This is a genomic window from Pseudomonas sp. B14-6, assembly GCF_013260315.1.
GTDB classification, from domain to species: Bacteria; Pseudomonadota; Gammaproteobacteria; order Pseudomonadales; family Pseudomonadaceae; genus Aquipseudomonas; species Aquipseudomonas mandelii.
Window position 1 is genome coordinate 391,526 of sequence record NZ_CP053929.1, and the last position, 26,490, is coordinate 418,015.

General features: G+C 59.0%; 30 protein-coding genes and 1 pseudogene. 15 read left to right on the forward strand and 16 right to left on the reverse strand.

Annotation, left to right across the window (positions count from 1 at the left end; genetic code table 11):
- Positions 1–144 precede the first annotated feature (144 nt).
- The 5 genes from HP062_RS01765 to HP062_RS01785 all read left to right on the forward strand — a co-directional run bounded on the left by HP062_RS01765 (position 145) and on the right by HP062_RS01785 (position 3,898).
- Entirely contained in the window at positions 145–918 is a 774-nt protein-coding gene (locus HP062_RS01765; RefSeq protein ID WP_172790688.1) for an L-iditol 2-dehydrogenase, read from the forward strand.
- 227 nt (positions 919–1,145) lie between these two features.
- On the forward strand, positions 1,146–2,072 hold the full coding sequence (locus HP062_RS01770) for a Gfo/Idh/MocA family protein (protein ID WP_172790689.1): 927 nt from the start codon (positions 1,146–1,148) through the stop codon (positions 2,070–2,072).
- Positions 2,073–2,163: 91 nt separating this feature from the next.
- Positions 2,164–2,466 (forward strand): helix-turn-helix transcriptional regulator, encoded by a 303-nt coding sequence (locus HP062_RS01775; protein ID WP_010459152.1) that lies wholly within the window; start codon positions 2,164–2,166, stop codon positions 2,464–2,466.
- Positions 2,467–2,530: 64 nt separating this feature from the next.
- On the forward strand, positions 2,531–3,514 hold the full coding sequence (locus tag HP062_RS01780; protein WP_172790690.1) for a zinc-dependent alcohol dehydrogenase family protein: 984 nt from the start codon (positions 2,531–2,533) through the stop codon (positions 3,512–3,514).
- A 33-nt stretch (positions 3,515–3,547) separates the two neighbouring features.
- The gene (locus HP062_RS01785; protein WP_172790691.1) at positions 3,548–3,898 is read left to right on the forward strand and encodes an antibiotic biosynthesis monooxygenase; all 351 of its coding nucleotides are present in this window, start codon (positions 3,548–3,550) and stop codon (positions 3,896–3,898) included.
- Positions 3,899–3,957: 59 nt separating this feature from the next.
- Here the strand turns inward: HP062_RS01785 and HP062_RS01790 are convergent, their stop codons facing one another.
- A complete protein-coding gene (locus HP062_RS01790; protein ID WP_186353611.1) occupies positions 3,958–4,653 on the reverse strand; it encodes a tRNA (adenine(22)-N(1))-methyltransferase TrmK in 696 nt (231 codons plus the stop codon).
- 276 nt (positions 4,654–4,929) lie between these two features.
- Here HP062_RS01790 and HP062_RS01795 point away from each other — a divergent pair, with 276 nt between their 5' ends.
- The 3 genes from HP062_RS01795 (at position 4,930) to HP062_RS01805 (ending at position 8,254) form a co-directional block, all read left to right on the forward strand.
- On the forward strand, positions 4,930–6,789 hold the full coding sequence (locus HP062_RS01795) for an ABC transporter ATP-binding protein (RefSeq protein ID WP_172790692.1): 1,860 nt from the start codon (positions 4,930–4,932) through the stop codon (positions 6,787–6,789).
- A gap of 254 nt (positions 6,790–7,043) precedes the next feature.
- Positions 7,044–7,538: a cupin domain-containing protein gene (locus HP062_RS01800; protein WP_077750116.1), complete on the forward strand. Its 495-nt coding sequence runs from the start codon at positions 7,044–7,046 to the stop codon at positions 7,536–7,538.
- Positions 7,539–7,795: 257 nt separating this feature from the next.
- Positions 7,796–8,254: a MarR family winged helix-turn-helix transcriptional regulator gene (locus HP062_RS01805; protein ID WP_172790693.1), complete on the forward strand. Its 459-nt coding sequence runs from the start codon at positions 7,796–7,798 to the stop codon at positions 8,252–8,254.
- A 14-nt stretch (positions 8,255–8,268) separates the two neighbouring features.
- On the opposite strand, the gene HP062_RS01810 is transcribed toward HP062_RS01805, so the two are convergent.
- The 4 genes and pseudogenes from HP062_RS01810 to HP062_RS01825 form a co-directional block, all read right to left on the reverse strand.
- Entirely contained in the window at positions 8,269–8,721 is a 453-nt protein-coding gene (locus HP062_RS01810) for a hypothetical protein (protein WP_172790694.1), read from the reverse strand.
- A gap of 108 nt (positions 8,722–8,829) precedes the next feature.
- Positions 8,830–9,258, reverse strand: coding sequence for a nuclear transport factor 2 family protein (locus HP062_RS01815; RefSeq protein ID WP_010459164.1), 429 nt, complete (start codon positions 9,256–9,258; stop codon positions 8,830–8,832).
- 201 nt (positions 9,259–9,459) lie between these two features.
- Positions 9,460–9,741: pseudogene (locus HP062_RS01820) on the reverse strand (phage infection protein); the annotation flags it as partial.
- Positions 9,742–9,872: 131 nt separating this feature from the next.
- Positions 9,873–10,445, reverse strand: a complete 573-nt coding sequence (locus HP062_RS01825) for a chorismate mutase (protein ID WP_172790696.1) — start codon at positions 10,443–10,445, stop codon at positions 9,873–9,875.
- Between the two features lie 391 nt (positions 10,446–10,836).
- Between HP062_RS01825 and HP062_RS01830 the strand changes: the two genes are divergently transcribed.
- Complete coding sequence (locus HP062_RS01830) at positions 10,837–11,682, forward strand: AraC family transcriptional regulator (protein ID WP_172790697.1); 846 nt, start codon at positions 10,837–10,839, stop codon at positions 11,680–11,682.
- Between the two features lie 46 nt (positions 11,683–11,728).
- Here the strand turns inward: HP062_RS01830 and HP062_RS01835 are convergent, their stop codons facing one another.
- Together HP062_RS01835 and HP062_RS01840 are read right to left on the reverse strand one after the other, a co-directional pair.
- The gene (locus HP062_RS01835; protein ID WP_077750358.1) at positions 11,729–12,238 is read right to left on the reverse strand and encodes a YkgB family protein; all 510 of its coding nucleotides are present in this window, start codon (positions 12,236–12,238) and stop codon (positions 11,729–11,731) included.
- A 363-nt stretch (positions 12,239–12,601) separates the two neighbouring features.
- The gene (locus HP062_RS01840) at positions 12,602–13,528 is read right to left on the reverse strand and encodes a LysR family transcriptional regulator (protein WP_102594917.1); all 927 of its coding nucleotides are present in this window, start codon (positions 13,526–13,528) and stop codon (positions 12,602–12,604) included.
- Between the two features lie 142 nt (positions 13,529–13,670).
- Here HP062_RS01840 and HP062_RS01845 point away from each other — a divergent pair, with 142 nt between their 5' ends.
- Positions 13,671–14,072 carry a RidA family protein gene (locus HP062_RS01845; protein ID WP_010459176.1) on the forward strand — a complete coding sequence of 134 codons (402 nt, stop codon included), beginning with the start codon at positions 13,671–13,673 and terminating at the stop codon, positions 14,070–14,072.
- Between the two features lie 86 nt (positions 14,073–14,158).
- Here the strand turns inward: HP062_RS01845 and HP062_RS01850 are convergent, their stop codons facing one another.
- Positions 14,159–14,563, reverse strand: a complete 405-nt coding sequence (locus tag HP062_RS01850) for a DUF6632 domain-containing protein (protein ID WP_172790698.1) — start codon at positions 14,561–14,563, stop codon at positions 14,159–14,161.
- A gap of 396 nt (positions 14,564–14,959) precedes the next feature.
- Between HP062_RS01850 and HP062_RS01855 the strand changes: the two genes are divergently transcribed.
- Positions 14,960–15,502: a DinB family protein gene (locus HP062_RS01855; RefSeq protein ID WP_172790699.1), complete on the forward strand. Its 543-nt coding sequence runs from the start codon at positions 14,960–14,962 to the stop codon at positions 15,500–15,502.
- 180 nt (positions 15,503–15,682) lie between these two features.
- On the opposite strand, the gene HP062_RS01860 is transcribed toward HP062_RS01855, so the two are convergent.
- Positions 15,683–16,558 (reverse strand): DMT family transporter, encoded by an 876-nt coding sequence (locus tag HP062_RS01860; RefSeq protein WP_172790700.1) that lies wholly within the window; start codon positions 16,556–16,558, stop codon positions 15,683–15,685.
- A 133-nt stretch (positions 16,559–16,691) separates the two neighbouring features.
- On the opposite strand from HP062_RS01860, the gene HP062_RS01865 reads away from it, so the two are divergent.
- A complete protein-coding gene (locus tag HP062_RS01865; protein WP_145309523.1) occupies positions 16,692–17,546 on the forward strand; it encodes a LysR family transcriptional regulator in 855 nt (284 codons plus the stop codon).
- A gap of 204 nt (positions 17,547–17,750) precedes the next feature.
- On the opposite strand, the gene HP062_RS30875 is transcribed toward HP062_RS01865, so the two are convergent.
- From HP062_RS30875 to HP062_RS01885, 5 genes are all read right to left on the reverse strand, one after another.
- Positions 17,751–18,050, reverse strand: coding sequence for a hypothetical protein (locus tag HP062_RS30875; protein ID WP_077750366.1), 300 nt, complete (start codon positions 18,048–18,050; stop codon positions 17,751–17,753).
- A gap of 92 nt (positions 18,051–18,142) precedes the next feature.
- The gene (locus HP062_RS01870; RefSeq protein WP_172790701.1) at positions 18,143–18,862 is read right to left on the reverse strand and encodes an NADPH-dependent F420 reductase; all 720 of its coding nucleotides are present in this window, start codon (positions 18,860–18,862) and stop codon (positions 18,143–18,145) included.
- 343 nt (positions 18,863–19,205) lie between these two features.
- A complete protein-coding gene (locus HP062_RS01875; RefSeq protein WP_172790702.1) occupies positions 19,206–19,766 on the reverse strand; it encodes a hypothetical protein in 561 nt (186 codons plus the stop codon).
- A gap of 60 nt (positions 19,767–19,826) precedes the next feature.
- Positions 19,827–20,321, reverse strand: coding sequence for a PaaI family thioesterase (locus HP062_RS01880; RefSeq protein WP_077750369.1), 495 nt, complete (start codon positions 20,319–20,321; stop codon positions 19,827–19,829).
- A gap of 80 nt (positions 20,322–20,401) precedes the next feature.
- Entirely contained in the window at positions 20,402–21,406 is a 1,005-nt protein-coding gene (locus HP062_RS01885; protein WP_077750370.1) for a LacI family DNA-binding transcriptional regulator, read from the reverse strand.
- A gap of 200 nt (positions 21,407–21,606) precedes the next feature.
- Between HP062_RS01885 and HP062_RS01890 the strand changes: the two genes are divergently transcribed.
- Genes HP062_RS01890 through HP062_RS01900 form a run of 3 tightly spaced genes read left to right on the forward strand, consistent with a single transcriptional unit; the run spans position 21,607 to position 25,144 of the window.
- Positions 21,607–22,761, forward strand: coding sequence for a Gfo/Idh/MocA family protein (locus HP062_RS01890; protein ID WP_172790703.1), 1,155 nt, complete (start codon positions 21,607–21,609; stop codon positions 22,759–22,761).
- Positions 22,758–23,855: a sugar phosphate isomerase/epimerase gene (locus tag HP062_RS01895; RefSeq protein ID WP_172792525.1), complete on the forward strand. Its 1,098-nt coding sequence runs from the start codon at positions 22,758–22,760 to the stop codon at positions 23,853–23,855. Before HP062_RS01890 ends, HP062_RS01895 begins: the two co-directional genes overlap by 4 nt.
- 56 nt (positions 23,856–23,911) lie before the next feature.
- A complete protein-coding gene (locus HP062_RS01900; protein WP_077750373.1) occupies positions 23,912–25,144 on the forward strand; it encodes a nucleoside permease in 1,233 nt (410 codons plus the stop codon).
- Here the strand turns inward: HP062_RS01900 and HP062_RS01905 are convergent.
- A complete protein-coding gene (locus HP062_RS01905; RefSeq protein ID WP_172790704.1) occupies positions 25,129–25,821 on the reverse strand; it encodes a bifunctional 2-polyprenyl-6-hydroxyphenol methylase/3-demethylubiquinol 3-O-methyltransferase UbiG in 693 nt (230 codons plus the stop codon). The two genes, HP062_RS01900 and HP062_RS01905, sit on opposite strands and share 16 nt — an antisense overlap.
- Before the next feature lie 86 nt (positions 25,822–25,907).
- Positions 25,908–26,438 (reverse strand): glyoxalase superfamily protein, encoded by a 531-nt coding sequence (locus HP062_RS01910; protein WP_154911630.1) that lies wholly within the window; start codon positions 26,436–26,438, stop codon positions 25,908–25,910.
- Positions 26,439–26,490: the final 52 nt, after the last annotated feature.

Sequence of the window (26,490 nt, forward strand, 5' to 3'; positions counted from 1 at the left end):
CCATCGCGGACAAGCCACGCGCCCACAGGATTGCGCAATTAATGTGGGATCGGGTCTGTCCTGATGCGTCTCGCTGCCTGAACGCTACACCCCGCTAGCCCTTGATCGGGCTTACCCGAATGTTAGAAAACGGATGAACCATCAATGAAACGACTCGAAGGAAAAAGCGCGCTTGTCACAGGGGCTGCCCGAGGCATTGGACGTTCCTTTGCCCAGGCTTACATTCGCGAGGGAGCGACCGTCGCTATCGCGGACATCAACCTGGAGCGTGCCCAAGCCACGGCCACCGAGCTGGGGTCTGACGCATACGCTGTCGAGATGGACGTTACCCGCCAGTCGTCCATCGATGCGGCCATCGCCGCTGTCATCGCGCAGACCGGCAAGCTGGATATCTTGATCAACAACGCCGCACTGTTCGACCTTGCGCCCATTGTCGATATCACCCGCGACAGCTTCGAGCGTCTGTTTTCGATCAATGTGGCAGGAACGCTTTTCACCCTGCAGGCAGCGGCCCGTCAGATGATCATTCAGGGGCATGGCGGCAAGATCATCAACATGGCCAGCCAGGCCGGACGAAGAGGGGAGGCCCTCGTGGGGGTGTATTGCGCGACCAAAGCGGCGGTGATCAGCCTTACCCAATCCGCAGGGTTGGACCTGATCAAGCATGGGATCAATGTGAATGCCATCGCCCCAGGTGTCGTCGATGGCGAGCATTGGGACGGCGTCGATGCAATGTTTGCCCGCTATGAGAACCGGCCATTGGGTGAAAAGAAAAAGCGCGTGGGGCAGGAAGTGCCTTTTGGGCGGATGGGCACCGCTGAGGACCTGACGGGCATGGCGATTTTCCTCGCGTCGTCCGAGAGCGAATATGTGGTGGCTCAGACCTACAATGTCGACGGTGGTAACTGGATGAGCTGACCTGTTTTTGCGCTGGCGTGGCGGCGGGGCAATGCCTTCGCCACGCAGGGTTCAGGGGGGCGTCGGTGGCGGGCCGCTATCGACCCGCGGCGTCCGTTGGCAGGGATAGCATCGCTCCAGCTCGCGTGCCAGATGAAACGTCAGCACATCATCAATGACTTCCCCGCCACACAAACGTAATCTTGCCGATTCGCGTATCAAGAAAAACAAAAAAACAGGAGTCATTGATGCAACCGATCCGTCTCGGTCTGGTGGGCTACGGCAAGATTGCCCAGGATCAACACGTCCCCGCTATCAACGCCAACCCCGCGTTCCAGTTGGTTTCTGTCGCCACGCAAGGCCAGCCCTGCGCCGGGGTCGAGAACTTTCGGTCCCTGGGCGAGTTGCTCGACAAGGGCCCGCAGGTCGATGCGATTGCGTTTTGCACTCCGCCGCAGGGGCGCTTCGCGCTGGTGCAACAAGCGATGGCCGCCGGCAAACACGTGCTGGTCGAAAAACCGCCGTGCGCCACGCTGGGTGAAGCGATGGCATTGGTGAGCCAGGTGCAGGAGCAAGGCGTCAGCGGATTGTTCGCCTGGCATTCACGCTATGCGCCCGGTATCGAAGCCGCCCGTGCGTGGCTGGCTACCCGCACCCTGCACAGCGTGCAGATCGACTGGAAGGAAGACGTACGCAAATGGCACCCCGGTCAGGCGTGGATCTGGCAACCGGGCGGCCTGGGCGTCTTCGATCCCGGTATCAACGCGTTGTCGATTGCAACCCATCTGTTGGCGCTGCCGCTGTTTGTCGAGTCTGCTGAACTGCGAGTCCCCAATAACTGCCAGTCGCCGATTGCCGCTTCGATCAAAATGTCTGACGCGCGTCACCTCGACGTGCGCGCAGAGTTCGATTTCGACCACGGTCATGACGAACTCTGGAGCATCGAGATTCGCTGCACCGAAGGCACCCTGCGCCTGGATAACGGTGGCGCATTGTTGAGTATCGATGGCGTGCGTCAAGCCGTCTCGGAGGAGGGCGAGTACGCGGCGGTGTACCGACATTTCCAACAGCTGATTGGCGACAAAACCAGTGACCTGGACCTCCAGCCGCTGCGACTGGTGGCTGACAGCTTTTTTGTCGGCAGTCGGGTATCGGTTGAGCCGTTCTACGATTAACGGCTGCTCGGTCAAAGGTTGGGGCAAGCGTCAGCCGCTTGCTCTCGTATTAATGTATTGACATATCGGTAAATGTCGATATCTTCGAGTTATGGAATTACTCGAAATATTCAAAGCCCTCTCAAACCGTACACGCCTTGAAATCTTGAAAGGTTTGAAGGATCCAGCCAAGAACTTCCCTCCGCAGGATGAAGGTGACGTTCATACGGTGGGCGTCTGCGTCAGTAGTATTCAAGAAGGCGTCGGCCTGTCGCAGTCGACGGTGTCTGATTATCTGGCAACGCTGCAACGAGTGGGCCTGGTCGAGGTCAGGCGCATCGGTCAGTGGACCTACTACAAGCGCAATGAAGCAACCATCAGTGCTCTTGTCGAGCTCATGGGGAAAGAGCTGTAGCTTTTTTTTACCGTAAGATATCGAGAAATCCCGATATCCCTTTTTATCGAAACGAGGATTGACCATGAAAGCGCTCATACTCAAATCATTTGGCGGCCCGGAATCGTTCGAACTTCGTGACGTGCCCAAGCCAGTACCGCACACAGGACAGGTCCTGGTCCGGGTACACGCAACCTCCATCAACCCGCTGGATTACCAGGTACGACGTGGCGATTATCCCGATCTGGTGCAACTGCCATCCATTACCGGACACGACGTATCTGGCGTTGTCGAAGCCGTTGGGCCGGGTGTGACGACCTTCGCCCCGGGAGACGAAGTCTGGTACACCCCGCAAATATTCGACGGGCCAGGCAGTTATGCCGAGTACCACGTTGCTGCCGAAAGCATTGTCGGGAAGAAGCCTCCCTCGATCAGCCATCTTGAGGCGGCAAGCCTGAGTCTGGTCGGAGGAACGGCGTGGGAAGCACTGGCTGTGCGTGCTGAGCTCCGAGTGGGGGAAAGCATCCTGGTCCACGGCGGCGCGGGAGGCGTCGGTCATGTGGCGATCCAGCTGGCAAAAGCCATGGGCGCAAGGGTGTTCACGACTGTGCGCGAAGCAAACGTTGAGTTCGCTCGAAGTATGGGTGCCGACGTGATCATCGACTACGAAAAGGAGGATTACGTCGACGCCATCATCCGGGAAACCGGTGGTCGCGGAGTCGATGTCGTGTTCGACACCATCGGCGGCAACACACTGTCGCGTAGCCCCGACGTGCTCGCACAACTGGGCCGCGTTGTCTCGATTGTGGACATTGCCCAGCCACAAAACGTCGTTCAGGCCTGGGGCAAGAACGCGAGTTATCACTTCGTTTTCACAAGACAAAACCGCGGCAAGCTTGATGAGTTGAGCGCATTGATAGAACGCGGTCAGCTGCGGCCGCACGTTGGCGCTGTCTATTCGCTTGCCGACATTGCGCTCGCCCATGCCCTTCTGGAGAGGCCCAACAACGGTGTTCAAGGAAAAATCGCGATTGCAGTAGGGCCGTCGTCCCATCTCGTCAGTGCGTAATTTTGACCGTTGAACTCACTTTAAGGGAACGCCATGATTTACGAGATCGCTCTGCTACCCGTGCACAAAGAACACATTGAAACGTTCAGGCGTGCATTTGCCGAGGTCGCTCCTTTGCTCAGCCGCGCAAAGGGTTACCGCGGTCACTTGCTCGCACAAGGGATCGAAACTCCCCAGCTATTCAACCTGATCGTGCGATGGCAATCACTCGAGGATCACACGCCGGGCTTCGAGGCGAGTGAAGACCATCGGATATTCATGATGGGCTTGGAGGAATATTTTTCGGAGGAACCGACGGTCTATCACCTCGAGGGTGGACCCTTTGCTACAGGCGAATATGATGATCCGAACAGCGCCGCCGGCATGGGGAATGCTGTTGCCTGAGGTGTTTTTAGCTTTGCCGGATCACCGCTCTGCACTGTTCGCGTAAGCCCTGCACAATCTCAAGCCAGCAGCTCGGTGATCCATCGGGCCTGCCGGGCGATCTCTTGCAGCTTCGCCTCGGGCACGGCCTGCCGCGCACGGGCGAAGTGGGTCAGGGTCTGCTGCTTGTGGCGCAAGATGCGCTGCCACTTGAGCAGGAACGCCGGGCTGCGTGCCTGCATCTGCAGCGGGCCGAAGTACAGCTCCTCGGCGGTGTACGTCACCGCAGAGGCGCGCTCGGCGACGATGATTTCGTAGTCAAAGCGGTTTTCCCGCAGCAGTTCCTCGCAGAGGATGCGGTAACCGTTGTCCATCAGCCATTGGCGCAACGGCTGCTCGCCGCCGTTGGGTTGCAGGATCAGGCGTTCCTGGCCGCTCAGGTGCGCCTTGCCGCTGTCGAGGATGTCGCGGATCGTCTCGCCGCCCATGCCGCAGATGCTGATCGCCGTGATCCCGTCTTCCGGCTCGATGGCCGCCAGGCCATTGGCCAGGCGCACGGTGATTCGCAGGTCTTGACCGCTCTCGCGCACGGTGCGTTCAGCCGAGTGGAACGGCGTCAATGCCACCTCACCGGCCACCGCCGATGCGATGACGCCCCGGCGCATCAACGCCACCGGCAGGTAGCCGTGATCCGAGCCGATATCGGCGAGGCGCGCACCGGCTGGCACATGCGCCGCCACGCGTTCCAGGCGCATGGACAATGTCTGTTCGTTCAACCGCAACCCCTTTTCACCACAAACGACCGGCACTTTGGCCGAATCGGGGCGCCATTCTGTCGAGCAACGCCGTGCATTTCAAATTCCTGCGACCGGGGCCATGGATCGCCCGGTGCCTTGGCGCTCGAAGCGAACATGAATCCGAGCACTTTCTGTCATTGCTGAGTCAGTTCGGCGGTGCAATCGGCCAGCAGCGCCTTACCTCAATTTCACAAAACCCTCAAAGCAACCGTTCAATGGCAGAATCTCCCCCACTTGATCGTTTTGGAGAACACCATGCTTCGTGCGTTTGAACGAAGACTCGACCCTTTTCCTCCTGACGAGGTACCACCACCACCCGCCGGTCTGGCTCGTTTCCTGTGGGCCTGTACCCGGGGCGCCCGCGGTTACATCCTTGCGCTTGCGTTGCTCAGTGCCTGTGTATCGATCTACGAAGCCTGGCTGTTTTCCTTCCTCGGTCAGGTCGTGGACCTGCTCTCGACCTGGCAGGCGGGCGGTGAAGCGGCGGCGCAGGAAAGTCGCGTGTTGTGGGGCATGGGCATCGTCATGGTGACCAGTGTCGGGCTGGTGGCGTTGCGCACCATGGTGCAGCACCAGATATTGGCGATTAACTTGCCGTTGCGGCTGCGTTGGGACTTCCATCGCCTGATGCTGCGGCAAAGCCTTTCGTTTTTCTCCGATGAGTTTTCCGGGCGAGTCACTACCAAGGTGATGCAGACGGCGCTAGCGGTGCGCGACGTGCTCTTCACCCTGATCGAGATCGCACCCGGGATCGGGGTGTATTTCATCGCGATCATCGCACTGGCCGGCGGCTTCGCGCTGAAACTGATGCTGCCGTTCGTTGCCTGGGTCGTGTTGTTCGGTCTGGCCATGCTGTACTTCGTACCCCGTCTGGGGAAAGTCGGGCAGGAACAGGCCAATGCGCGGTCGATGATGACCGGGCGTATCTCGGACGCCTACACCAACATCACGACGGTCAAACTGTTCTCCCACTCCAATCGTGAAGCGCACTTCGCGCGTGCCGCGATGGAGGATTTCAAGCAAACCGGCTTTCGCCAGATGCGTCTGGTCAGCCAGTTCGAGATCGTCAACCAGGCATTGGTGGTGGCGTTGATCATGGCAGCCGGTGGTTATGCCCTGTGGCTATGGCACTTGGGTGAGGTTGGCGCGGGTGCCGTGGCGGCAATCACCGCCATGGCGTTGCGGATCAATGGCATGTCGCACTGGATCATGTGGCAAATGACCTCGCTGTTCGAGAGCATCGGCACCGTACAGGACGGCATGGCAACACTGACCCTGGGCGCCAAGGTGCAGGATGCACCGGGCGCGGGCGCGCTGGTGACCTCTGGCGGCGCAGTCACCTTCGATAAGGTGAGCTTCAACTACAATGGCGAACGCCAGGTGCTCGACGGCCTGAGCCTGAGCATTTGCGCGGGCGAAAAAATCGGCCTGGTCGGCCGCTCTGGCGCTGGCAAATCCACGCTGATCAACCTGCTGCTGCGCTTCTACGACGTCGACAGCGGGGAGATTCGCATTGACGGCCAAAACATCGCACACGTGACGCAAGAAAGCCTGCGCGGCTCCATCGGCATGGTCACGCAGGACACCTCCCTGCTGCACCGTTCTATTCGCGACAACATCGCTTATGGCCGTCCCGATGCGACCGAGGCGCAAATTCGCAACGCCGCGGCCAATGCCCAGGCCGATGGGTTCATTAACCAACTGAGCGACCGGCAAGGCCGTACCGGCTACGACACCCTTGTGGGTGAGCGCGGCATCAAGCTGTCGGGCGGCCAGCGCCAACGCGTCGCGATTGCCCGTGTGATGCTCAAGAACGCCCCGATCCTGCTGCTTGACGAGGCCACCAGCGCCCTGGACTCGGAAGTCGAAGTCGCCATTCAGGAAAGCCTCGATGAAATGATGCAGGGCAAGACCGTGATCGCTATCGCCCATAGGTTGTCGACGATTGCGGCCATGGACCGACTCATCGTCATGGATGACGGACGCATCATCGAACAGGGCACTCACAGCGAATTGCTTGGGAAGAACGGCGTCTATGCGCGGCTGTGGCAGCACCAAAGCGGCGGATTCCTGGGTGAGGACAAAGGTGTGTTCGAGGCGATGGATCAGGTGTGAGGGGGGAGGGTGAGCGTCCGAGCGAACTGTTGATTGGCAAGAGCCCGGACTGAATTCATCCCTCCGTTGGAGGTTGTGTCAGCGCAGACGCTCGCGAAGTGAAAGGGCTGGCCATCGCCGTGAGTCGGGGGGCTGTTATGACACCTGTTATTGAATTGATTACATTGCGTATCAACTGAAATACGCATCAGCGGCATTATCACAGGCGATCGCCACCCCTACAGTAGAGAGGACATTTTTCTCAGGGGCCTCCCATGATTCAGAGCATTATGAAAACTGCTTGCCTGACTACGTTTCTTGCCCTGTGTACAACCCTGTCGGTGGTTCAAGCACAACCATTGCCGCTCGGTAAAACCGGTGCTTTGTATAACGAAGACGTGGAGTGGCGTAGCTTTCCAGCGTTTCCGCAAGAAGTAAAACTGGCTGTACTGGTCGGTGATCCTGCCAAGCCAGGCCCCTACGTCGTGCGAGTCAAAGTACCGAATGGCACGAAGTTAATGCCCCATACCCATCCTGAAGACCGTATATACACCGTCATGTCCGGTGTGTTTTACATTGGTTTTGGCTCTGTGTTTGATCCGGACAAGTTGGTCGCTTATGGCCCGGGCAGTGTCGTGGTGCTCCCGGCTAATACGCCGCATTTTCACTGGGCCAGATCGGGGGAATATATTTCTCAGGTGTACGGAACAGGTCCGCTGGGGCTTGAGTACATTGACCGTCGTGACGATCCTCGTCATGCGTCAAAGTGAAGAAGAGGGGCAGGGCAGGCTCACCCCTTGGCCCGGAGACGCAAGCGCGAGTATGAAATCAGCATGCTGGTCAGCTCCTGCGTGAAAGTGATCTGAACCGCGCGATCAAGGGGCGTTCCCGTTGGACCGGTCGTCGGCCTTCAAAGGCCTGATCGACCTGAAAGCGCCGGCCGTAGCAGTGAGCACTTCCGATGCCATCGCATGCGACGTATAGTCTGACCTTGCAGTCCATCCGTCTTTGGCCACAGAGAACGCTCATGAAATCCACCGAAAAGACAGCCGCCCTCGACCTGAAGCTTTCCGACTTCCTGTGCTTTGCGGTCTATTCCTCTAACCTCGCTTTCGGCAAGGCATACAAGCCAATGCTTGAACGGCTCGGACTTACCTACACGCAATACATCACCCTTGTGGTGCTGTGGGAAGAAGACAACCAGACCGTTGGCAGCCTCGGCGAAAAGCTGTTCCTCGAATCCAACACCCTCACGCCGATCCTGAAGAAACTGGAGGCGATGGGTTATCTGCTGCGCCAGCGCGATCCGGAAGACGAGCGGCAGGTTCGCATCCGCCTCACAAGCGAGGGGCGAAAACTGCGTGAAGGCCTCACGGAAGAAGGCTTCCCGCAAACCGGTCTTGATCCCGACGAATTCGTGCAAATGCAGAATGCCATTGTGAAATTACGGGACAACCTCATCCGTACTACAAAAGACAGGGAATAAGCCGTTTCGAATGGCTACTTCACTGCGCCTCCCTGCTTGATGTCACCGCAAAAAATATCGACGTTGCCACTCTCCGGAGCCGTTCGCACGACGATGGAATACTCGCTGGAAAGCAGCTCTTGCAGGGCGATCGGTGCACTTCTTGAGAACGACCAGCCGCGTACAGGTTCGCGCTGGGTGTTGACCTTGTCGTTCATTGCAAAGGCCACTGGCCCGGGCTGCTGACAGGTGCCTTTATGGATGAAGCTGTAGAGACGCAAGGGCAAAGTCGCTCCGCTGGGAGCTCCCGTGATGAAGAAGCTGAGTCCGGTCTGTTTTTCCCAGCTTGTCAGCGTGACGTTGCCGATCTGCCCGGTGTTCTGTCGGGTGGCGACCAAGGGGACAGACACGCCATGGTCTGTTGAAGTGGCGCAGCCGAAGAGGCTTACGCTGATCATTAGGGTTGCAAGTGAGCATCTGAAGTTCATTGCCAACTCCTGCGTAAGAACTGCAATGGGTGATTAGCCGGTATAGAGCGAGGTGCTCGGGTTGCCTGTCGGCCCTCCTGCAGCACCGCGCCCCAACCGATGCTGCAATCAGGCTTTGCTGGCGGCCAGAAAAGCGCCAAGGCGTTGTCCCATCTGCTCGCCCAAGGCTTGCAAGGCACTGAATGGGCGAACCATCACCTCGAATTCAACGATTTTTCCGTGTTCATTGAAGCGGATCATGTCGATACCCTTTAACTCTTTACCGTTCACTTTGGCGCTGAACTCCAGGACGACGCTCAAGCCGTCGGCCGTCGACAGTTCCCGGTGATAGGCAAAATCCTCAAATACGTTGACTACCGTGTTGAGAATCATCGATACCACGGCCGCTCCCGGGTAGGGTGTGTGGGCCATCGGTGAGCGGAATACTGCCTGTGGGTCCAACAACTCGGGCAGGGCGCTCAAGTCACCCTTGCGGATCATGTCGTGCCATTGCTTCAGGGAGTGTGCGGCGTTGGGGTGCAGGTTCAGCTCAGACATTTTCAACTCCTGTATTTTTGTTGTTCTGTAGAACGTTTCAGTGTTGCCCATGCAGTGTCGCCCGATGGCTTGCGGCAAGACCCTGATAGTGCCGCCAAGATCGACTGACGGCTATGCGAATGTACTAAAAGTAGCTCACGAAAAAGCCCGGCGGGTCAGGCCGGGCTTTTTGATGGGTACCGCTGTGAAGCCATTCATTCAGGCAACGCGGTTTTCGATCAGACGGTCGGAACCACCTTCGGCGACGCGGTTCTCGATCAGACGGTCGGAACCACCTTCGGCGACGCGGTTTTCAATCAGACGATCCGAACCACCTTCAGCAACGCGGTTTTCGATCAAACGATCCGAACCACCCTCAGCCACACGACTTTCAATCAGACGATCCGAGCCGCCTTCAGCGACAACCGGGTGAGCAGAGGTAGCGGCGAAAGCGTTAACTGCAAAAACCGAGAAAGCAATGCTGAGAAGGATTTGGCGTTTCATGATGGTGTGCTCCGGGGTGTAGTTGTTTGGTATGGAGGCGATGTTACGCCCCGGAGTTTTTAAGAGAACTTCATTGAGTTAATGGTGACTATTGATGCAGTCAATGGCTGCCCGAGACTACCGTCGGCCTGTCACTGATCGGCGACACACAGCTCCCCGGTCGCGCGTATCAATGCCTGACCATGCAGTTGGTCCTTGATCAGGCCGGCGCGTGCCTCGCCCAGCCAGTTGGGGCAGTTCGGGTCTTTGCGATAGGGCGCGAACTCAGCGTATTGCTGCAACAGCCGGTTTTGCAGCTCATCCAGTTGGGGCCTGATCTGTCTGGCAAGGTCCGGCCGCGGTGTGTCAGGCGCCTTGCCGGCCGCCCGCCAATTGGCGAGCAGTCCGTACTGCACGAGCTTGTTGGCTTCGATCTGTGCGGCGATCAACTCGGCGACCTGTTCCGGGTCCAGTTTGCGTTTAACCGCCATCTTCCTGGCGTTAGCGATCACTTGCGCTTCTCGGGCACTGTCCTGGATGGGTTTGCCGCTGTCCCACTTGGCCAACGCCACCAAATCACCAATGTTCAGTCGCTCATTCATCGTCACCAGCAGCGGTTGCAAACTCTCGGGCGCTGGGGAGGGCGTGCTCGCCTGTGCGCCGCCAGCGAATAAACCGATCAGGGCGCAGGCCAGCAGTTGCGGGATGCGTGGGGAGTGGGGCATAAGCAAAACCTCGTCAGAACTCAGGATTCACACAATCAGGTGTTGTGTATCACACAGGTGCGCCAAGCATACAACGCCTGGAGCGCCCGCTGAGTCAGACTGGAACTCAGAACAAACATACTGATTTCAGTCTGCACTGTGCAGACTCATGGACAGTCAGGCTGCATGTTCATTTTTTGTAAGTGTTGTTGAAACAGGCTCTTTCAGCCGGGCCGCAGACCCACTGGCGCGCGAGGTCAAAAGCGCAAGCGGGTGGACACCTGAGGTCGATGCGCCGGTCTCATTCGCCAATTGCCTGCTGATACCCGCCGCGTGGGGAAAGGACTCAATCGGACCGCAACCCCCTCGGTGATATGCTCTTTCGTGTCTACACTTCGCCCAGAGATCGCCCATGGATCGCTTGTCTACACTGTTGTCGCAGTTCGGCGTGCGCGCCAACCTCTTTTACAACGGCAAGCTTTGCGGCATGGCGTCTTACGATGGTGCTGACACGCGAGGTCATATTCACCTGCTTCAGGCCGGTTCCCTCACGTTGCTGGGGCTCGATCGCAAGGACTTGCTGCTGACTCGTCCCAGTCTGATTTTTCTGCCCCGACCACGCCGGCATCAACTGTTCGCCAATGAACCCGAAGGGGCTCAACTCCTGTGCGCATCAATGGAGTTCGAGGGTGGGGTCGATAACCCGCTGTCGGCTTCGTTACCCGATTTGCTGGTGCTGCCCCTGGACGAGCTACCGATGCTGGCCTACACGTTGAGATGGATGTTTGTTGAGGCGGCGGGCGGACATTGCGGCAGGGAGGCTGCGCTGGATCGCTTGTTCGAATTGCTGATCATCCTGTTGTTTCGGCATCTGCTCGACCACCACCAGTTGCACACCGGAATGATGGCCGGGCTGGCCGATTCACGATTGGCGCGCTCCCTGGTCCAGATTCACAACGCACCGCATCGTCCCTGGTCGATTGCCGAGCTTGCGAGCGAGTCAAACATGTCGCGCGCGGCCTATGCCGTGCATTTCCGGGCCGTTATCGGGCAGACACCGGCCGATTATCTGTTGAGTTGGCGTATCAGCCTGGCGCAGAAGCGTCTGCGTGAAGGGCGACCGATCACGCTGATCGCCGCCGAGGTCGGTTATGAAAGTCCTTCGGCGCTTGCCCGCGCTTTTCGTCGCAAGACGGGCTACAGCCCTCGGGACTGGATGAAGGATTCGGCAGGAGAGGCTGATGGCGAAATGGCCTGAAAACCTCGAGCGGTTTCAGGCCATTCCTGGAGGACAAATCATCGGTTCAACGCGATTCCAGTGCAGTCAGAGAATGGCCGGCCACGAAAACCGAAGCGGCAAGCAAGCCGATATCCTTCAGGAGAAACTGACCAGGTGCAACCGAAATGGCCGGGAAACCGAGGCCGGGTTCAATCACGCCAGGTGTCGACAACATGAAGCTCAAGGTCGTGAAAAACAATCCGGCAGACAACGCACCCCCGATCAATGAAAGCTTGGGTGACAGCAGGCGCCCCGCAATAAGGAGTCCGATCGAGACTTCCAGGATACCGAGCAGACTGGAGAACGTATCCACACTGAAAATGTTGTAAACCCAACCGAGGAAAGGGCTGTTGCTTACCAACGGGACCAGGCCCTCGGCTTCATAGTGCGTGAACTTCATGCCGCCGAACCAGAAGTAAATGATGGCCAGAGCAACGTAAGCACCGTAGGTGCCGATCGCCGTGGTTCTAACCCCGAGCGATGCTTTCTGAGTGACGCCGGTCGTTCTGCAGTTCTCATTGTTCAAGGTAGTCATGATTCAGGCTTCCAATAATGTGGGGATTCAAACCCAGCGCGGTTTACGTTGGGAGTGGACACAGTGTTGCCTTTGACTCCACGCTCTTGGCTTCTGAACGTATTGAGAACTGTGCAGATCGTCTTGACTCACTTCAGGTCTTGAAAAGAGGAGGGCGGCTGGACCATCGCGTCCCGACGCCTGCCCATGACACTGGCCAGCCTGTTGCTGTCCCTGGAAATGATCTTCGCGACCTGCCTGGGGCTGCTGTTGTACTTACCAGGGCCCTCGGTGCCGGAGGGGCATCGCACTGATTGTGGTGGGAGCCGTCACAGCGATCATTTGGACAAAGCGACCGCCATGGCGAATTCCCCAACGCTGTATTCACGAGTCATGTCCGTCGCTGACCGGCGCATGGTGTGCCATCAGCTCAGCGACCCAATCGATGAACACGCGCAGTTTGATACTGATATGCCGATTTGGCGGAAATGCCACGTAGATGGGCATCGGATCGAGTTTCCAGTTCTCGAACAGGGGCACTAACTCGCCGCGCGCTTCGAAGGTCTTGGACATGTACTTTGGCAGCCACAGCACGCCCAGTCCGGCAAGGCCGGCCGCGAGGTAGGCATTGCCATCGTCGACTGCCAGCGCGTAGCGACCTTTGATCCGGACACTCTCAACGTCGTTGTGCAGGGCATAGGGCACGGCTTTGCCGGTGCGCGCCCACAGGAAACCGACGATACGGTGATGCGAATCTTCCAGCTCCCGCGGATGCGCAGGCGTACCGACGCGTGCCAGGTAGCTGGGCGCTGCAAAAACACCAAGCTGGAGGTCGCCTACTCGTCGGGCCATTAACGACTGATCCGTCAGCTCGCCGCCGCGCACCACGCAATCGACGTTCTCATCAATCATATCCACGATACGATCGCTGACGCCCATGTCGATCTGGATGTCTGGGTACCGCTCGTAAAACGCAGGCAACGCGGGTACGAGAATCATGCTGGCCAGCGGGCTTGGCACATCCACTCGCAACCGGCCCCTGGGCAGCGTCGAGGCGCCGGACAGGCTGGTCTCGGCGTCGTCCATGTCGGCCAGCAATTGAAGCACTCGCTCGTAATAAACGGCACCGTCGGCGGTGACGTTGACTTTGCGAGTCGTGCGGTTAAGTAATTTGACGCGCAACCGTGCCTCAAGCTGCTGGACCAGTTGTGTCACGGTGGTCTTGCTCATGTGCAGTGTTTCGGCTGCCTTGGTGAAGCTGCCCGCTTCCACCACTCGAGCAAATGCCTGCATTGCATCAAAACGGTCCATTGCTGCCCCGGCTATCGATCAGATTGTTTGGATTTCACAAACAGTGATAGCTACGGTTGCTTGTTTATCGCCCAGGCACAAGTCCTTACAGTCTCGACATCGTTTGTTCCGGGTCTGCGTAGACCCATTGATGGAGGCACCTATGACACAGCGTGATGTTGTTTTTCCACCCGGACGCCAGGCGCTTTATGAGCGCAATCGCTATTCGCCGGCTATCAAGTCCAATGGTTTCCTATTCGTGTCGGGACAAGTCGGCAGTAACGAAGACGGCTCGCCCGAACCCGATCTGGAGGCCCAGGTTCGACTCGCGTTCAACAATTTGAATGCAATCCTGGGCGCTGCCGGTTGCACCTTCGACGATGTGATTGACGTCACCGTCTTCATCGTCGATCCCGAATCAAAGTTCGAGACGATCTGGAAGGTTCTGCCAGAGTTCTGGGGTAACGCGCCGCACCCGACGCTGACCGGCGTCGGCGTCACGTGGCTCTACGGTTACCAGTTCGAGATCAAGGTGATCGCCAAGCTTCCAGAAACCACGGGATGACCTGAGATCTGACGTATCGACAGCTCGCCTGTGGTTGCTTTACTGAAACGCAATTTTCGTCCCGATCCTGACAGTCAAACCTGCTCTTAGGCCCCATTGTGTGTCCGGGGCTGAGCAGCCAATTGCGAGCGGGGCGTCAAGATGGCCAAGGCAACCGCCACGATGAAAAGCGCCGGCACGTCACCTGCCAAGTGCCCCATTTGCCCCGGCTGGGTGAGCGCCTGGACGGTCATGATTCCTCCGTGAACGGCGCTAGACCATACGGTGAACCAGATTAGGCTCAGATTGGCTAATGGGTCGCGTGCGGCCAGGATCAAGAACACTCCAAGTGTGGCGTAGATGCCAACGATCATCATCGGGTAGTCCGAGTGACCGACGTGCCAGGCCCAGCCGGACGGCCAGAACAACATCAGTGGGTAGAGAGCAAGGCACGCGAGGCCAGCCAAAACTAGAACGACGCGCAAATACCTGAGGCGATCGACTACGGTCATGGCGGACTCCTCTTTGGGCCTAAATCTAAAGTGACCTCAAGTGGGGTGATAACACCTTCACGGGCTTGGTCGACTACATTCCTTGCTCTGTCATCTTGCCTGGCTAGACCGGGCATTGTGACTGTCGGGCGACCGCTGAAGGGGTTATACACCATGGTCGAAAAGCCCATCTGCTCAATCAGTTCCGGCAGTAGACCAAGGATAGCTACTCATTAGCTATCGGTTCGTTCACCGGCTGTTTTTGGCCGATAGTTGCCTGTCGCGAAGTGCAGCAACCGACCCGATGTAGCCGGTCACGTGTCTACGAAATTAAGGGCGATTCAAAAAGCCTTGCTCTAGAATGGCCCCAGATGAGCGTGGAACGCTTGTCTAGTATTCACTCAAAGGATGAACACGATGGGCCGCACCGACCATATCTGCCTGATGGCTATCTATAACGATTGGATGAACGCAAAGGTTTATGAGGCGGCCAGAAGTCTGACAGATGAAGAGCTGTCAGTGGATAGGAAAGCATTCTTTGGTTCTATTCTCGGGACGTTGAATCACCTGGTGGCCGGGGACACTATCTGGCTAAAGCGATTTGCCAGGCACCCGGCGAATCAGTTGGCTCTGGAGCCGATTCGACAGCTCCCGGCCCCTAAAAGCCTCGACCAGTTACTGCTCTCAAATATCCGAGAACTTTCGGCACATCGCGTTTGGCTCGATCAGGTGATTGTCGAGTGGTCTCGCTCGATTACAGAGGCGGATTTAGATTACACCCTCAATTACACAAGCATGAAAGGAACCCCCGCTGACAGGAGCTTTTATGGTTTGGTCATGCATTTCTTCAACCACCAGACTCATCACCGAGGCCAAGTTACTACTTTGCTGTCACAAGCGGGTGTCGACGTAGGCGATACTGATCTGGTCCTCCTCATTCCTTCCGAGTCGCGCACATAATCTAAAAACCAGCGCTAGACCGGGGTTTTCATGTCATACCGGGCTGGTAAACCAGCGTGGCCATCTGCAACACTCCTTCTGCTTACACAGAATTTAGATGTGTTGCATCGACCGGTTGAATCCACAGCCGATTGCAGTCTGTCGACAAGAGTAACTTCTGCCCCGAAACATCCATCAGCTTTACCGCCGGGCCTGCCGAGCCTCCGACCGAACCACCATCCAGATGCCGACCCCGGACACTGCCATGCCTGACACCATTTGCCATGACAACGGTTCGTTGAACATGGCCCAGGCCCAAAGCATCGTGACGGGCGGGCTCAGGTACAAGACGCTGGCCACTCGTGTGGCTGTCGCCCGGCGCAGGCAGACCCAATAAAGCCCGTAGCCGCCTAACGTAGACAATCCCACCGTCCACAGTACGCTTAGCGCAAACCCCATGCCGGGTATCGGCGCCAGGCTACCTTGCGTGCCCTCGATCAAGGCGAATGCAAAACTCGACACGCAACATTGCAGCCACAGGTTGGGCAGCAGGTCCAGCGATTCAGAGGCGTGCAGATGCTTCTGCCAGAGTGTCGCGATGGCGAGCGAAAGCGTACCGAGCACCGGCAGGCCATACGCCCAGAGGGGCGCGCTACCCCAGGCCAGCGCGCCAAGCGTCACCACCACAACCCCAACCAGGCCGATGCCCAGCCCTGCCCAGACTTGCCAGGCCAGTTTTTGCCCCAGCACGCCAGCGGCCAGCAATGCGACCGCCATCGGCAGCAGGTTGGCGAACACCGCGGCAAGGCCCGCCGGTACGCCCAGGGCTATGCCTTGTATGACGCCGGCCAGATAGCCAGCCATGGCCAGAAGACCGATGCCGGCGTTTTTCAGCAACACGGCAGGGGAGGTTTGCCGCAACTGCCTGGCGACGAAAGGAAACAGGATCAGCGTGACCACGACGCAGCGCCAAAACACCACCAACAAGGGGGGCGCATAGTCCATCGAGAATCGCGCGCCGACGAATCCGGAACTCCAGGTCAGAATCAAAGCCGCCTCGAGCAGCGGCAGCGGCATCTTCTGGCGCCAGTGGGGATGACTTGCTGCTGAGAGGAGATCGGTGTGGGCTGGTTCATTGCCACAGGCTACGAAATCGGCCTAATCTAATAAATCAAAATAAAGTGCAGCAGTCATTCACGAAGATTAAATCATGACGGCGATACTCGATATCGAGCTGGTACGTACATTTCATGCGGTGGCGCGGATTGGCAAATTCAGTGCGGCGGCCGAGCAGCTGCATAAAAGCCCGGCGGCGGTGAGCGTGCATATCCAGCGGCTTGAGGCAGTCGCCGGGGGGCGCTTGCTGAATCGCGATAATCAGTCCGTCTCCCTGACCGCACTGGGCAAGCGTTTGCTTTTGTCGACGACAGAACTGTTGAGCACCCATGACCGGGTGCTGGCCGACCTGCATGGAAACCACCTGGCAGGACGCATTACCCTGGGTGTCCCCGACGAATACGCCGCCCATGTCATCCGCGACATCCTGCCGACATTCGCCGCTGCCTGGCCCAACGTGGTGCTGGAGTTGAAGACAGCCCCCAGTGATTCGCTGCGTGACCAGGTCCAGCGTGGAAAGCTTCAGGCCGCGGTGATTGCCCAAGCCAGGGGGCAACTGACCATGCAGGCGCAATTTCTCGTCGCCACCACGCCGATCTGGGTGGGGCCGGCAAACAAGTCGCTGGCCTCGATGGATCCGCTGCCACTGGCCGTGCATGCGGCGCAATGCCCTTATCGGCAAGCCATGGTGGCATCACTCAAACAAAGCGGCCGCCGGTGGCGCGTGGTGCTGGACAGTCCGTCCAACCAGGCCGTCAGCGCCTGCGTGGAGGCCGGGTTGGCGATCAGTCTGATAGACCGCGCCCGGGTGACGGAAAGTATGCAGATTCTCGACGGTTTGCCCGTCATACCGGAGCATGAGGTCGTGTTTGTCCGATCGCCGTCTTCAGATGGGGATGAAGCGGTGGATTTGCTCTCCCAAGCCATGCAGCAGCACTTTCGGCTCTAGTCCGCGAGCAAGGGAAACTGTCAGGCTCGATCGTCCCATGCTGAATGGCATTGCGAGCAAAGCTGCACTACCGTGTAGGTGTAAGCCTTCGTGCCGCAGTCCTATTCTGGTTGAGAGGTGGGTTTCATGAACAACATCATCTACATCGTCGGGTTAGTGGTGGTCGTCGTGGTTATCCTGTCGTTCCTCGGCTTTGCATAGGTTTCAATGTCTGCACTCCGCCAACACCACTTGGCAGGTAGTCGGCGTGCCACCGGATCGGCCGGCATAGCGGATGCAATTATCCATGGATTTTTTACGCGCCATGCTCAAGGTGGAGCCCCAAGCCAGTCCACCCTCGCCAGCGGTGGGAAGCGCTTTTGCATAGCAGGCTGAGCCCACGCTTGAAGTTGCATAGCGAGCGGTGGACGCTTTGCCGGAACATCCCGCGATCAGCGCCAGGTTGATGGCGAGCAGGGAGGGTATGACCCATGACGAGCATTGGCGCGCTGTTCTATTGGCCATCCCGTTTCCCCTGTATCAAGAGGCGAGCCGTGTGGGGTTGTGCTTCATTGAGATTAGACGGTGTTGGACCTGACCCTCTATCGATTTCAACACTAACGAGCTTCAGCGCAGGTCGCCTCTACATTCAGACAAAGCTCACCGACGCCCCGTCGTTGCTTGAGTTCGGCCTCACGCCAGACGCCGCTGAGCGGGCCGCCCGGCAACCCCTCATTGGCGCGCGCCAGCGGGAACAGCACCGGTACAAACCCGGCATCACGCACTAACCGGACGCCGATATCCCGGGCCTGGGCATCATCGGCGAAAACAGGAATCGCCTTGTTTTTGCCGGAAAGGCCTTTCATTGAGGCGAAGCCAATGGCGTTGAACGCCCGCACCAGGTGCACGCCGGGCAGATACTGCTGATCCGCCAGGGCCACGCCCATGTCCAGCGCCTTGCGCCCGACATCTGCGTCACGGCCGCCGAATGGATTACTGGTGCTGAATATCACTTTGCCGTCCAGTTTGCCCTTCAACTGTTCGGACAGCGCCGGCATGGCGCCATAGGGAACACTCAACACGATCACATCACCCCAGGCCGCGGCCTCGGTGACCGAGCCGGCCCGCGCGTTGGGGCCGGCCTCCTTGACCAGGTCCGCCAGCGCCTCGGGGTGGCGTGATGAAAACATCACCGAGTGCCCGGCCTTAACCCAGAGCGTGCCAAGCGTACCGCCGACCTTGCCGGCGCCGATCACGCCGATCTTGAGGGTGTCTGCCATCGCCTGGCTGGTGTACAGAACCAGGCCGGCGAGCATCAGAGAGAAGATTCTGGACATGCACTGGGCTCCTCGGTTGGACAGCGGTCTTGGAATCACCGTAGTTGAGCTTACGTCTAAACGAAAGCTGCGGAGGGAGGCGGCGGACGAGCAGGGGTATTTGATGAGCGGCGTGAGGGCTGTTCAGCAAGGGAAGCTATTGTCTATGTGTTCGCCTCGCCAGTTGCCGTCCAACCAGCTCGTCCCTGAGGTGGCTGGCGAGGTGAACCCTCTTGGCCGATTGCTGCCTTTTGATTTCGCTTGTACTGGATGGGACAGCTGCCATGCCGACTCTCGCCAACTGCGAAGATGGTCTATTCACCCTCCAGGGTTGCGGCCACCCGCGCCACTTTCCACGACCCGCCTAGCTGGTCAGTGTAATGGCGACGTCCAGGGCAGAGATGGGCACATAAATCAGGGCAATCGTCGAATACGCTTTGCGCGATTTGGCCTTGAATGCGCAGACCGGGAGAATAATCATGACGACATCCAGCGCCCCCCAAAGCGCCATCGGCGATACCTGAAAGAAGAGGACGTTCACGATGAGGCCGAGCACGAGGTAGGTCGAAAACGATAGAAGGGCGTAGCGCCCATCCTGTTCGAAGTAAACGCGAAGCCCGCTTTGCTCGTCCTCACTTCGACTGGGCAGCAGTAACGCGGCAGAGACAAAAAGCGAGAGCGCCAGGAGCACCAGCAATAAAAACTCGGCAAACGAAAAGGTCGCTTTGATCGTCGGCAGCGCGTTGACCGCCCACCAAAAATCCAGCTGGGACGTGAAAAGCATGACCGCCCAGACCAGCGCCACCCAATCAGGCGCGGCGACGCGGCGGATGCGGAACACCGTCAGCGCACCCATCAGCAGGCGAGTGACGGAGAGCCCCAATATCATCGCGAGTACCGTGGCCACGATGGGGAAGTTGCTCATGACACCTCCTTGTAAATTACACGACCCACACGCAGGATCGATTCCGCTTTCGGGTAGGTCCTACCGACTGTGCGCCGCCGCCGCCAATTGATCGGTATCCACGCGGACAAAAACGGAATCGCCAACCGCCGTGAGTACGTCCCCGGCATAGACCTCGCAGATGACACGGGTTTTGCGTCCGACATCGCCTTCCACTCTGGCACGCAGGGTCAATGGCACACCCATCGGCGTCGGTTTGATGAACTTGATGCCAAGGTTGCCGGTGACGCAGTTGATCCGGGGCAGGCTGGCGACTTCGCGGTTTTCCTCACGGTAGTGATAAGCCATCGCCGTCCAGTTGGAATGACAGTCCACCAGCATCGCGATCAACCCGCCGTACACCAACTCCGGCCAGCCGCAATACATGGGATCAGGCACGTGCTCGGCCATGACATGCACGCCGTCCGCATGCCAGAAGCTCTTGATGTGCAGCCCGTGCGGATTGCTGCTGCCGCAGCCGTAACAGACGCCGTCAGGCGCGGCGGTGTCTTGCAGGGAGTTGTCGAGACTGGACATGACAGGCGCTTCCTCATACGAATGAACTCAACCGTCGGATTCTAACGCTGGTATCGGGGTGCGGTCACTTTGGTCATCCGTTAGCGCGCCCTGACAACTGCGGTGCTGTTGCGCAACGTCAACTTGAACGGCAACACCACATGCCGCTGTTCGATCGGTTTCTTCTCGATCAGCGCGATCAACATCTCGACGGCTTTCTGACCGAATGTTTCGGCGGGTTGCGAGATGGTCGTCAGCGGCGGGTCGCAGTACGCCGCGAAGGGGATGTCGTCGAAGCCCACCAATGAAATGTCCTCAGGAACGCGCAGGCCTTGTTGCTTGATGCGTTTCAACGCGCCGATGGCCATTTCATCGTTTTCGCAAAACAACGCCGTGGGACGGTCGGGCAATTCCAGCATCGCGGCGGCGCCGTCATGTCCGGCCTTCAAACTGAAATCGCCATGGCAGATCAGCGCGGCATCCGACGTGATACCGGCCTGTTGCAAGGCGTCCTGATAACCGGCCACGCGATCGCGGGTCAGCGGGCTGCTTTTCGGGCCTTTGATCAGGCCGATCCGGCGGTGGCCGAGTTCGATCAAATGTTCGGTCATGGCCTTGGCAGCCGCGCGGTTGTCCAGGCTGATGGTGGGATGACGGCCGCCCTGTATCACCTCGCAGGCATTGACGATCGGCGGTAAATCGGCGCTGGGGAAGGGCGCTTCGAAAGGGTCATAGGCGCGCAACTGGATCACGCCATCGGCCTGATGGGCGTAGACCAATTCGGCAAACTCCCGTTCCACTTCCTCGCGGCCCTGGGTGTCGCACAGCAACAGCCGATACCCGGCGAGCTGGGCGGCTTGCTGCGCGCCGCTGATCACCTTGGCGAAAAACGTGTTGGCGATGGTCGGCACCAGAATCACCAGGTTGCCGGTTCTGCGCGAGCGAAATTGCACCGCCATCTGGTTCGGTCGATAACCGGCTTTTTCCACCGCGGCGTTGACCTTGTCGCGCGTGTCGGGGAGCACGCGTTCAGGCGACTTCAGCGTCCTGGAGACCGTGGCGACGGAGACGCCGGCCAGCCTGGCTACTTCGCGGATATTGGACAAGACCACCTCGTTATCGAACTGTGCAGGGGCGAGCTTAACGCAGGTAAGCCCACCCCTGAAATTTTCCTGGAGATTCATCTGGGGTTTGACACCTCGTCAAACAGGGCCTAGATTTCCGTCGCGATGTAACCGGTTACATCGGCTTTCGGGTGCATTCCTGAAAAGCCGCCGGAAACCGCCTCAAATAGAGAAGCATTGCGATGAAAAAAATAAGAATGGGTTTTGTCGGTGGTGGGGAGGGCGCCTTCATCGGTCAGGCCCACCGTCAGGCCGCCGGACTCGATGGCCGTTTTGAGTTGGTGTGTGGCGCGTTCAGTCGCGACGCCCGCAACAATCAGGACACCGGCGCCGCGCTGGGATTGTGCGCTTCGCGTTGCTACAGCGACTGGCGGCAGATGCTGGAGGCCGAGCGCGCGCTGCCGGTCGATCAGCGCATGGAGCTGCTGATCATTGTCACCCCCAATCACCTGCACGCGCCGATTGCCAGCCAGGCGCTGAGTGCGGGATTTCATGTGTTCAGTGAGAAACCGGCGGCGTTGAATCTGGCCGAGTTGCTGCCGCTCAAGGCTGTGCTTGAACGCAGCGATCGCCTCTATGGCCTGGCCCACACGTACCTGGGCTATCCGATGGTCTGGCAGGCGCGGCAGATGGTTCGCGACGGGGCGATCGGCTCCGTGCGCAAGGTGATTGTCGAGTACCCCCAAGGCTGGCTGAGCGAGGATGTGGCGGGGCAGGGTAACAAGCAGGCCGGCTGGCGCGACCTGCCTGAGCAGTCCGGGTTGGGCGGCTGCATCGGCGATATCGGCACCCATGCCTTTTCATTGGCCGAATTCGTGGCGGACCAGCCCATCCAGCACCTGTGCGCGATGTTGAATACCCACGTTGCCAGCCGGCAACTGGACGACGATGCCGCGATGCTGTTCAAGATGGCTGACGGCGCGAGTGGTGTGTTGATTGCCAGCCAGGTCTGCGCGGGTGAAGAGAACCCGTTGAAAATCCACGTCTACGGCGACAAGGGCGGCCTGGAATGGCGCCAGGAAGAGCCGTCGAGCCTGATCCATCGTTCCCTTGACCAACCAATGCGCGTGCTGCGTTCCGGTGTCGGCCAACCCTGGTTGTGCGACGCCGCGACCCGGCGCATGCGTCTGCCGGCTGGACATCCCGAAGGCTATCTGGAAGCCATGGCCAACCTCTACGGCGATTTCGCCACGGCGATTCGCAGCAACGTCGACGGCAACGTGGCCCCCGGCGTGCCGGGCATCGACGTCGGGCTGCGCGGCATGGCCTTCATCGAAACCGTGATTGCCAGTCATCGTGGCGACACGAAATGGACCGAACTGGTCTGCCCTCAATGAACCCGGAGCACTCGCCCGTGAACCCTACTTCTCAAGCAGGCCTGCGCGGCCCGGGGATCTTCCTCGCGCAGTTCATGTCCGCCGAAGCGCCCTTCGACACCCTGGCCAATATTGCCCAGTGGGCGGCGTCGCAAGGCTACAAGGCCATTCAGTTGCCGACCTTGGGCACGCAATACATCGACCTGACGCGCGCCGCTGAAAGCCAGGAATACTGCGACGAATTGAAGGCCGTCTGCGCTAAAGCGGGCGTCGAGATCAGCGAGTTGTCGACGCACCTGCAAGGCCAACTGGTGGCGGTGCATCCGGCGTTCGACGCCCTGTTCGACGACTTTGCCCCGGCGCATCTACGCGGCCAGCCGCAAGCACGCACCGAATGGGCCATCGAGCAGTTGAAGCTCGCAGCCCGGGCCAGTCAGCGCTTGGGACTGAAGGCCCACGCAACCTTTTCCGGTGCGCTGCTGTGGCCGTATGTCTACCCCTGGCCGCAACGCCCAAGCGGATTGGTCGAACAGGGTTTTGCCGAACTGGCCAAACGCTGGTTGCCGATTCTTGATTGCTTCGAGGAGGCCGGTGTCGACCTGTGCTACGAAATCCACCCCGGTGAAGACCTGCACGACGGCGCCTCGTTCGAGCGTTTTCTGGAAGCGGTGGATCACCATCCACGCGCCGCGATTTTGTATGACCCCAGCCATCTGCTGCTCCAGCAAATGGACTACCTGGGCTTCATCGATCGCTACCACGCGCGCATCCGCATGTTCCACGTCAAAGACGCCGAGTTCCGCCCCGATGCGCGTTCGGGCGTCTACGGCGGTTACCAGGGCTGGGTTGAGCGGCCGGGACGTTTCCGTTCCCTGGGCGATGGCCAGATCGACTTCAAATCGATCTTCAGCAAACTGACCCAATACGACTTCAGCGGTTGGGCCGTGCTTGAGTGGGAGTGTTGCCTCAAGGACTCCGCCCAGGGTGCCGCAGAAGGGGCGGCGTTCATCGAGCGGCACATGATCAGCAAGACGCAGAAGGCCTTCGACGATTTCGCCAGCGTGCAGTCGGACGCAGGTTTCAATCGACGATTGCTAGGGTTGCCCGAGGCCTGATCAAAAAGTTATTCGCTTCTCTCTCCAACAAGAAAAACAATAAGACGGTGACTGTTATGTCCACGATGACCGCGCGCCTGAGCGCCATGATGTTCCTGCAATTCTTTATCTGGGGCGGATGGTTCGTCACCCTCGGTACGTTCCTCGCCAGTAACCTGGGCGCCAGCGGCGGGCAGATCGGCATGGCGTTCTCCACCCAGTCCTGGGGCGCGATCATCGCGCCCTTTGTGATCGGCTTGATCGCCGACCGCTTCTTCAATGCCGAACGCATCCTTGCGGTGCTGCACCTGGTGGGCGCCGTGTTGCTGTATCAGCTGTATCGAGCGCCGGACTTCAGTACGTTTTACCCTTACGTGCTGGCGTACATGATGATCTACATGCCGACCCTGGCACTGGTGAATTCAGTGGCGTTCCGGCAGATGAGCGACCCGGCCCTCGAGTTTTCCCGCATCCGCGTGTGGGGCACCATCGGCTGGATCGTGGCCGGCGTGGTCATCAGCTTTGTGTTTGCCTGGGACTCCCAGGCCCTGATTTCGTCAGGCGGGCTGCGCAACACCTTTCTGATGTCGGCGATTGCGTCTCTGGTGCTCGGCCTCTACAGCTTCACCTTGCCGCGCACCGCGCCACTGAAACCGGAGGTGGGCCGCAGCGGCCTCAAGCAAATGCTCGGGCTGGATGCGTTGAGTTTGCTGAAGGACCGCAGTTACCTGGTGTTCTTCATCGCCTCCATTCTGATCTGCATTCCGTTGGCGTTTTATTACCAGAATGCCAATCCGTTTCTGGCGGAAATCGGCGTGACCAATCCGACGGCGAAAATGGCCATCGGGCAGGTTTCCGAAGTGCTGTTCATGCTGCTTCTGCCGCTGTTCATTCACCGCTTCGGGATCAAGATTGCGCTTTTGGTGGGGATGTTGGCGTGGGCCTTGCGCTACTTGCTGTTCGCCTACGGTAACAATGGCGACCTGGCGTTCATGTTGTTTACCGGCATCGCCTTGCACGGTATCTGCTACGACTTCTTCTTCGTGTCCGGCCAGATCTACACCGACGCCAAAGCACCGGAGCGTTTCAGAAGCTCGGCCCAAGGGCTCATTACTTTGGCGACCTATGGCCTGGGCATGCTGATCGGCTTCTGGGTCGCGGGGCAGGTGACCGACCACTATGCGCTGACGGGCAGCCATGACTGGAAGAGCATCTGGTTGTTTCCGGCGGGGTTCGCCCTGGCGATCTTTTTCTGCTTTGCGCTGGCGTTCAAGGGGCGGCAGGCAGCGGTTGTTCAATCGACCGTCTGAACAACGCCTTGCCCGCTTTCGGCCACCAACAGCAACGACTGCGGCACCGGACTTTGCGGGTGCTGCGGCTCTTGCAGGACGGCCAGCCGAAAGCCGGCCATGTCCAGCGCATTCAGCCAGCTGGACAAGGTGCGGAAGTACCACGGCATGGGCTGCCACTGGCCCTTGAACCCGGCAAAGGTTTCTTCCCGCCAGCCATCCTGATAGTCGCCTGCCGCGACAGCCCACGGGTGCAGTGTCTGGATCACCAGTGCACCACCAGGGCGGAGCAGGGCGTTCATGGCGGCGAGCAGCGGAATGATGTCCTGGTGCAACAGGGCGAAGTTGGCGCAGATCAGGTCGTAGTCGCGGCCGATGTTCACCTTGGCCTCCACCAATTCTTCATAGCTCGCCACATGCACCTGTGATGACCCCGACGCCCGCGCCGCGTCGACCAGCGTCGCATCGCCATCCACACCGACGGCCGTGATGCCCCGTTGAGCCAGCGCGCGCAGCAACCAGCCCTCGCCGCATCCGAGGTCGAGCACGCGCTTGGGTTGGCGGCCCAGCACGGCCAGCAGGATGGCCTGGTCGGTCACCGTGAGGCGGCTTTCGATGGCGCCGCTGCGGATGGCTGCGATCCAGGCGTGGGCGTTGTGGTGCCAGCTGTCGAGGAGGGTGGATTCGGAGGCGGGCATGTTGGCGTCTGGCGTGGTGGGTTGGTTAGAAGGATAGGACACGTATCAAGGAAACGGGCTGGGTCACCCCAGCCCGCCAGGCAGGATCAGCTTTGGCAGAATCGAATGCGATTGCCGAAGGGGTCATGGACTTCCAACACTTGCCCCCAACCTTGCTGAACGATATCTGGCCGTCCGTATCCGTAGCGTTTGCCCTGTAATTCGTCGCGCAACAGTTCGATGTTGTGCATCGGGACAAATATCGTCGATCCCGGGCTCGCATCGCCATGATGTTCGGAAAGATGGAGCTGCAGACCGTTTCGGCTGATGCCCAGGTACAGCGGCAGATCTGCTTCGAAGCGGTGCTCGAATTCGACGCTGAAGCCTAGAAAATCAAGGTAGAACTCGCGCGCCTTGGTTTCGTCAAACATCCGCAGTATCGGGATGGCTCTGTCGAAGGTAATGGCGGGTTGATCAGGTTCTTGGGGAAGCGTCGCAGACGCTGTGTTCCAGTCCTTGTAACCCATTTGATGCGCGACCAGCTCAAGCGCGGTTGAGTGAGACGTCGCTTGATTGCGCGCCTCAAGCGAGGCTCGCAGCCTCTTGGCCATCTGCTTGGCTTGTTCGATTGAAAACATCGTTCCTCCTGTAGCCAAGGCATTCTGGTGCTCGCGTTGCCAAACCTCGGCT

Excerpts from the sequence above, each read along its gene's own strand:
- HP062_RS01765 (WP_172790688.1), top strand. The coding sequence starts at position 145 with ATGAAACGACTCGAAGGAAAAAGCGCGCTTGTCACAGGGGCTGCCCGA.
- HP062_RS01770 (WP_172790689.1), top strand. The coding sequence starts at position 1,146 with ATGCAACCGATCCGTCTCGGTCTGGTGGGCTACGGCAAGATTGCCCAG.
- HP062_RS01775 (WP_010459152.1), top strand. The coding sequence starts at position 2,164 with ATGGAATTACTCGAAATATTCAAAGCCCTCTCAAACCGTACACGCCTT.
- HP062_RS01780 (WP_172790690.1), top strand. The coding sequence starts at position 2,531 with ATGAAAGCGCTCATACTCAAATCATTTGGCGGCCCGGAATCGTTCGAA.
- HP062_RS01785 (WP_172790691.1), top strand. The coding sequence starts at position 3,548 with ATGATTTACGAGATCGCTCTGCTACCCGTGCACAAAGAACACATTGAA.
- HP062_RS01795 (WP_172790692.1), top strand. The coding sequence starts at position 4,930 with ATGCTTCGTGCGTTTGAACGAAGACTCGACCCTTTTCCTCCTGACGAG.
- HP062_RS01800 (WP_077750116.1), top strand. The coding sequence starts at position 7,044 with ATGATTCAGAGCATTATGAAAACTGCTTGCCTGACTACGTTTCTTGCC.
- HP062_RS01805 (WP_172790693.1), top strand. The coding sequence starts at position 7,796 with ATGAAATCCACCGAAAAGACAGCCGCCCTCGACCTGAAGCTTTCCGAC.
- HP062_RS01810 (WP_172790694.1), bottom strand. The coding sequence starts at position 8,721 with ATGAACTTCAGATGCTCACTTGCAACCCTAATGATCAGCGTAAGCCTC.
- HP062_RS01815 (WP_010459164.1), bottom strand. The coding sequence starts at position 9,258 with ATGTCTGAGCTGAACCTGCACCCCAACGCCGCACACTCCCTGAAGCAA.
- HP062_RS01825 (WP_172790696.1), bottom strand. The coding sequence starts at position 10,445 with ATGCCCCACTCCCCACGCATCCCGCAACTGCTGGCCTGCGCCCTGATC.
- HP062_RS01830 (WP_172790697.1), top strand. The coding sequence starts at position 10,837 with ATGGATCGCTTGTCTACACTGTTGTCGCAGTTCGGCGTGCGCGCCAAC.
- HP062_RS01835 (WP_077750358.1), bottom strand. The coding sequence starts at position 12,238 with ATGACTACCTTGAACAATGAGAACTGCAGAACGACCGGCGTCACTCAG.
- HP062_RS01840 (WP_102594917.1), bottom strand. The coding sequence starts at position 13,528 with ATGGACCGTTTTGATGCAATGCAGGCATTTGCTCGAGTGGTGGAAGCG.
- HP062_RS01845 (WP_010459176.1), top strand. The coding sequence starts at position 13,671 with ATGACACAGCGTGATGTTGTTTTTCCACCCGGACGCCAGGCGCTTTAT.
- HP062_RS01850 (WP_172790698.1), bottom strand. The coding sequence starts at position 14,563 with ATGACCGTAGTCGATCGCCTCAGGTATTTGCGCGTCGTTCTAGTTTTG.
- HP062_RS01855 (WP_172790699.1), top strand. The coding sequence starts at position 14,960 with ATGGGCCGCACCGACCATATCTGCCTGATGGCTATCTATAACGATTGG.
- HP062_RS01860 (WP_172790700.1), bottom strand. The coding sequence starts at position 16,558 with ATGCCGCTGCCGCTGCTCGAGGCGGCTTTGATTCTGACCTGGAGTTCC.
- HP062_RS01865 (WP_145309523.1), top strand. The coding sequence starts at position 16,692 with ATGACGGCGATACTCGATATCGAGCTGGTACGTACATTTCATGCGGTG.
- HP062_RS30875 (WP_077750366.1), bottom strand. The coding sequence starts at position 18,050 with ATGGCCAATAGAACAGCGCGCCAATGCTCGTCATGGGTCATACCCTCC.
- HP062_RS01870 (WP_172790701.1), bottom strand. The coding sequence starts at position 18,862 with ATGTCCAGAATCTTCTCTCTGATGCTCGCCGGCCTGGTTCTGTACACC.
- HP062_RS01875 (WP_172790702.1), bottom strand. The coding sequence starts at position 19,766 with ATGAGCAACTTCCCCATCGTGGCCACGGTACTCGCGATGATATTGGGG.
- HP062_RS01880 (WP_077750369.1), bottom strand. The coding sequence starts at position 20,321 with ATGTCCAGTCTCGACAACTCCCTGCAAGACACCGCCGCGCCTGACGGC.
- HP062_RS01890 (WP_172790703.1), top strand. The coding sequence starts at position 21,607 with ATGAAAAAAATAAGAATGGGTTTTGTCGGTGGTGGGGAGGGCGCCTTC.
- HP062_RS01895 (WP_172792525.1), top strand. The coding sequence starts at position 22,758 with ATGAACCCGGAGCACTCGCCCGTGAACCCTACTTCTCAAGCAGGCCTG.
- HP062_RS01900 (WP_077750373.1), top strand. The coding sequence starts at position 23,912 with ATGTCCACGATGACCGCGCGCCTGAGCGCCATGATGTTCCTGCAATTC.
- HP062_RS01905 (WP_172790704.1), bottom strand. The coding sequence starts at position 25,821 with ATGCCCGCCTCCGAATCCACCCTCCTCGACAGCTGGCACCACAACGCC.
- HP062_RS01910 (WP_154911630.1), bottom strand. The coding sequence starts at position 26,438 with ATGTTTTCAATCGAACAAGCCAAGCAGATGGCCAAGAGGCTGCGAGCC.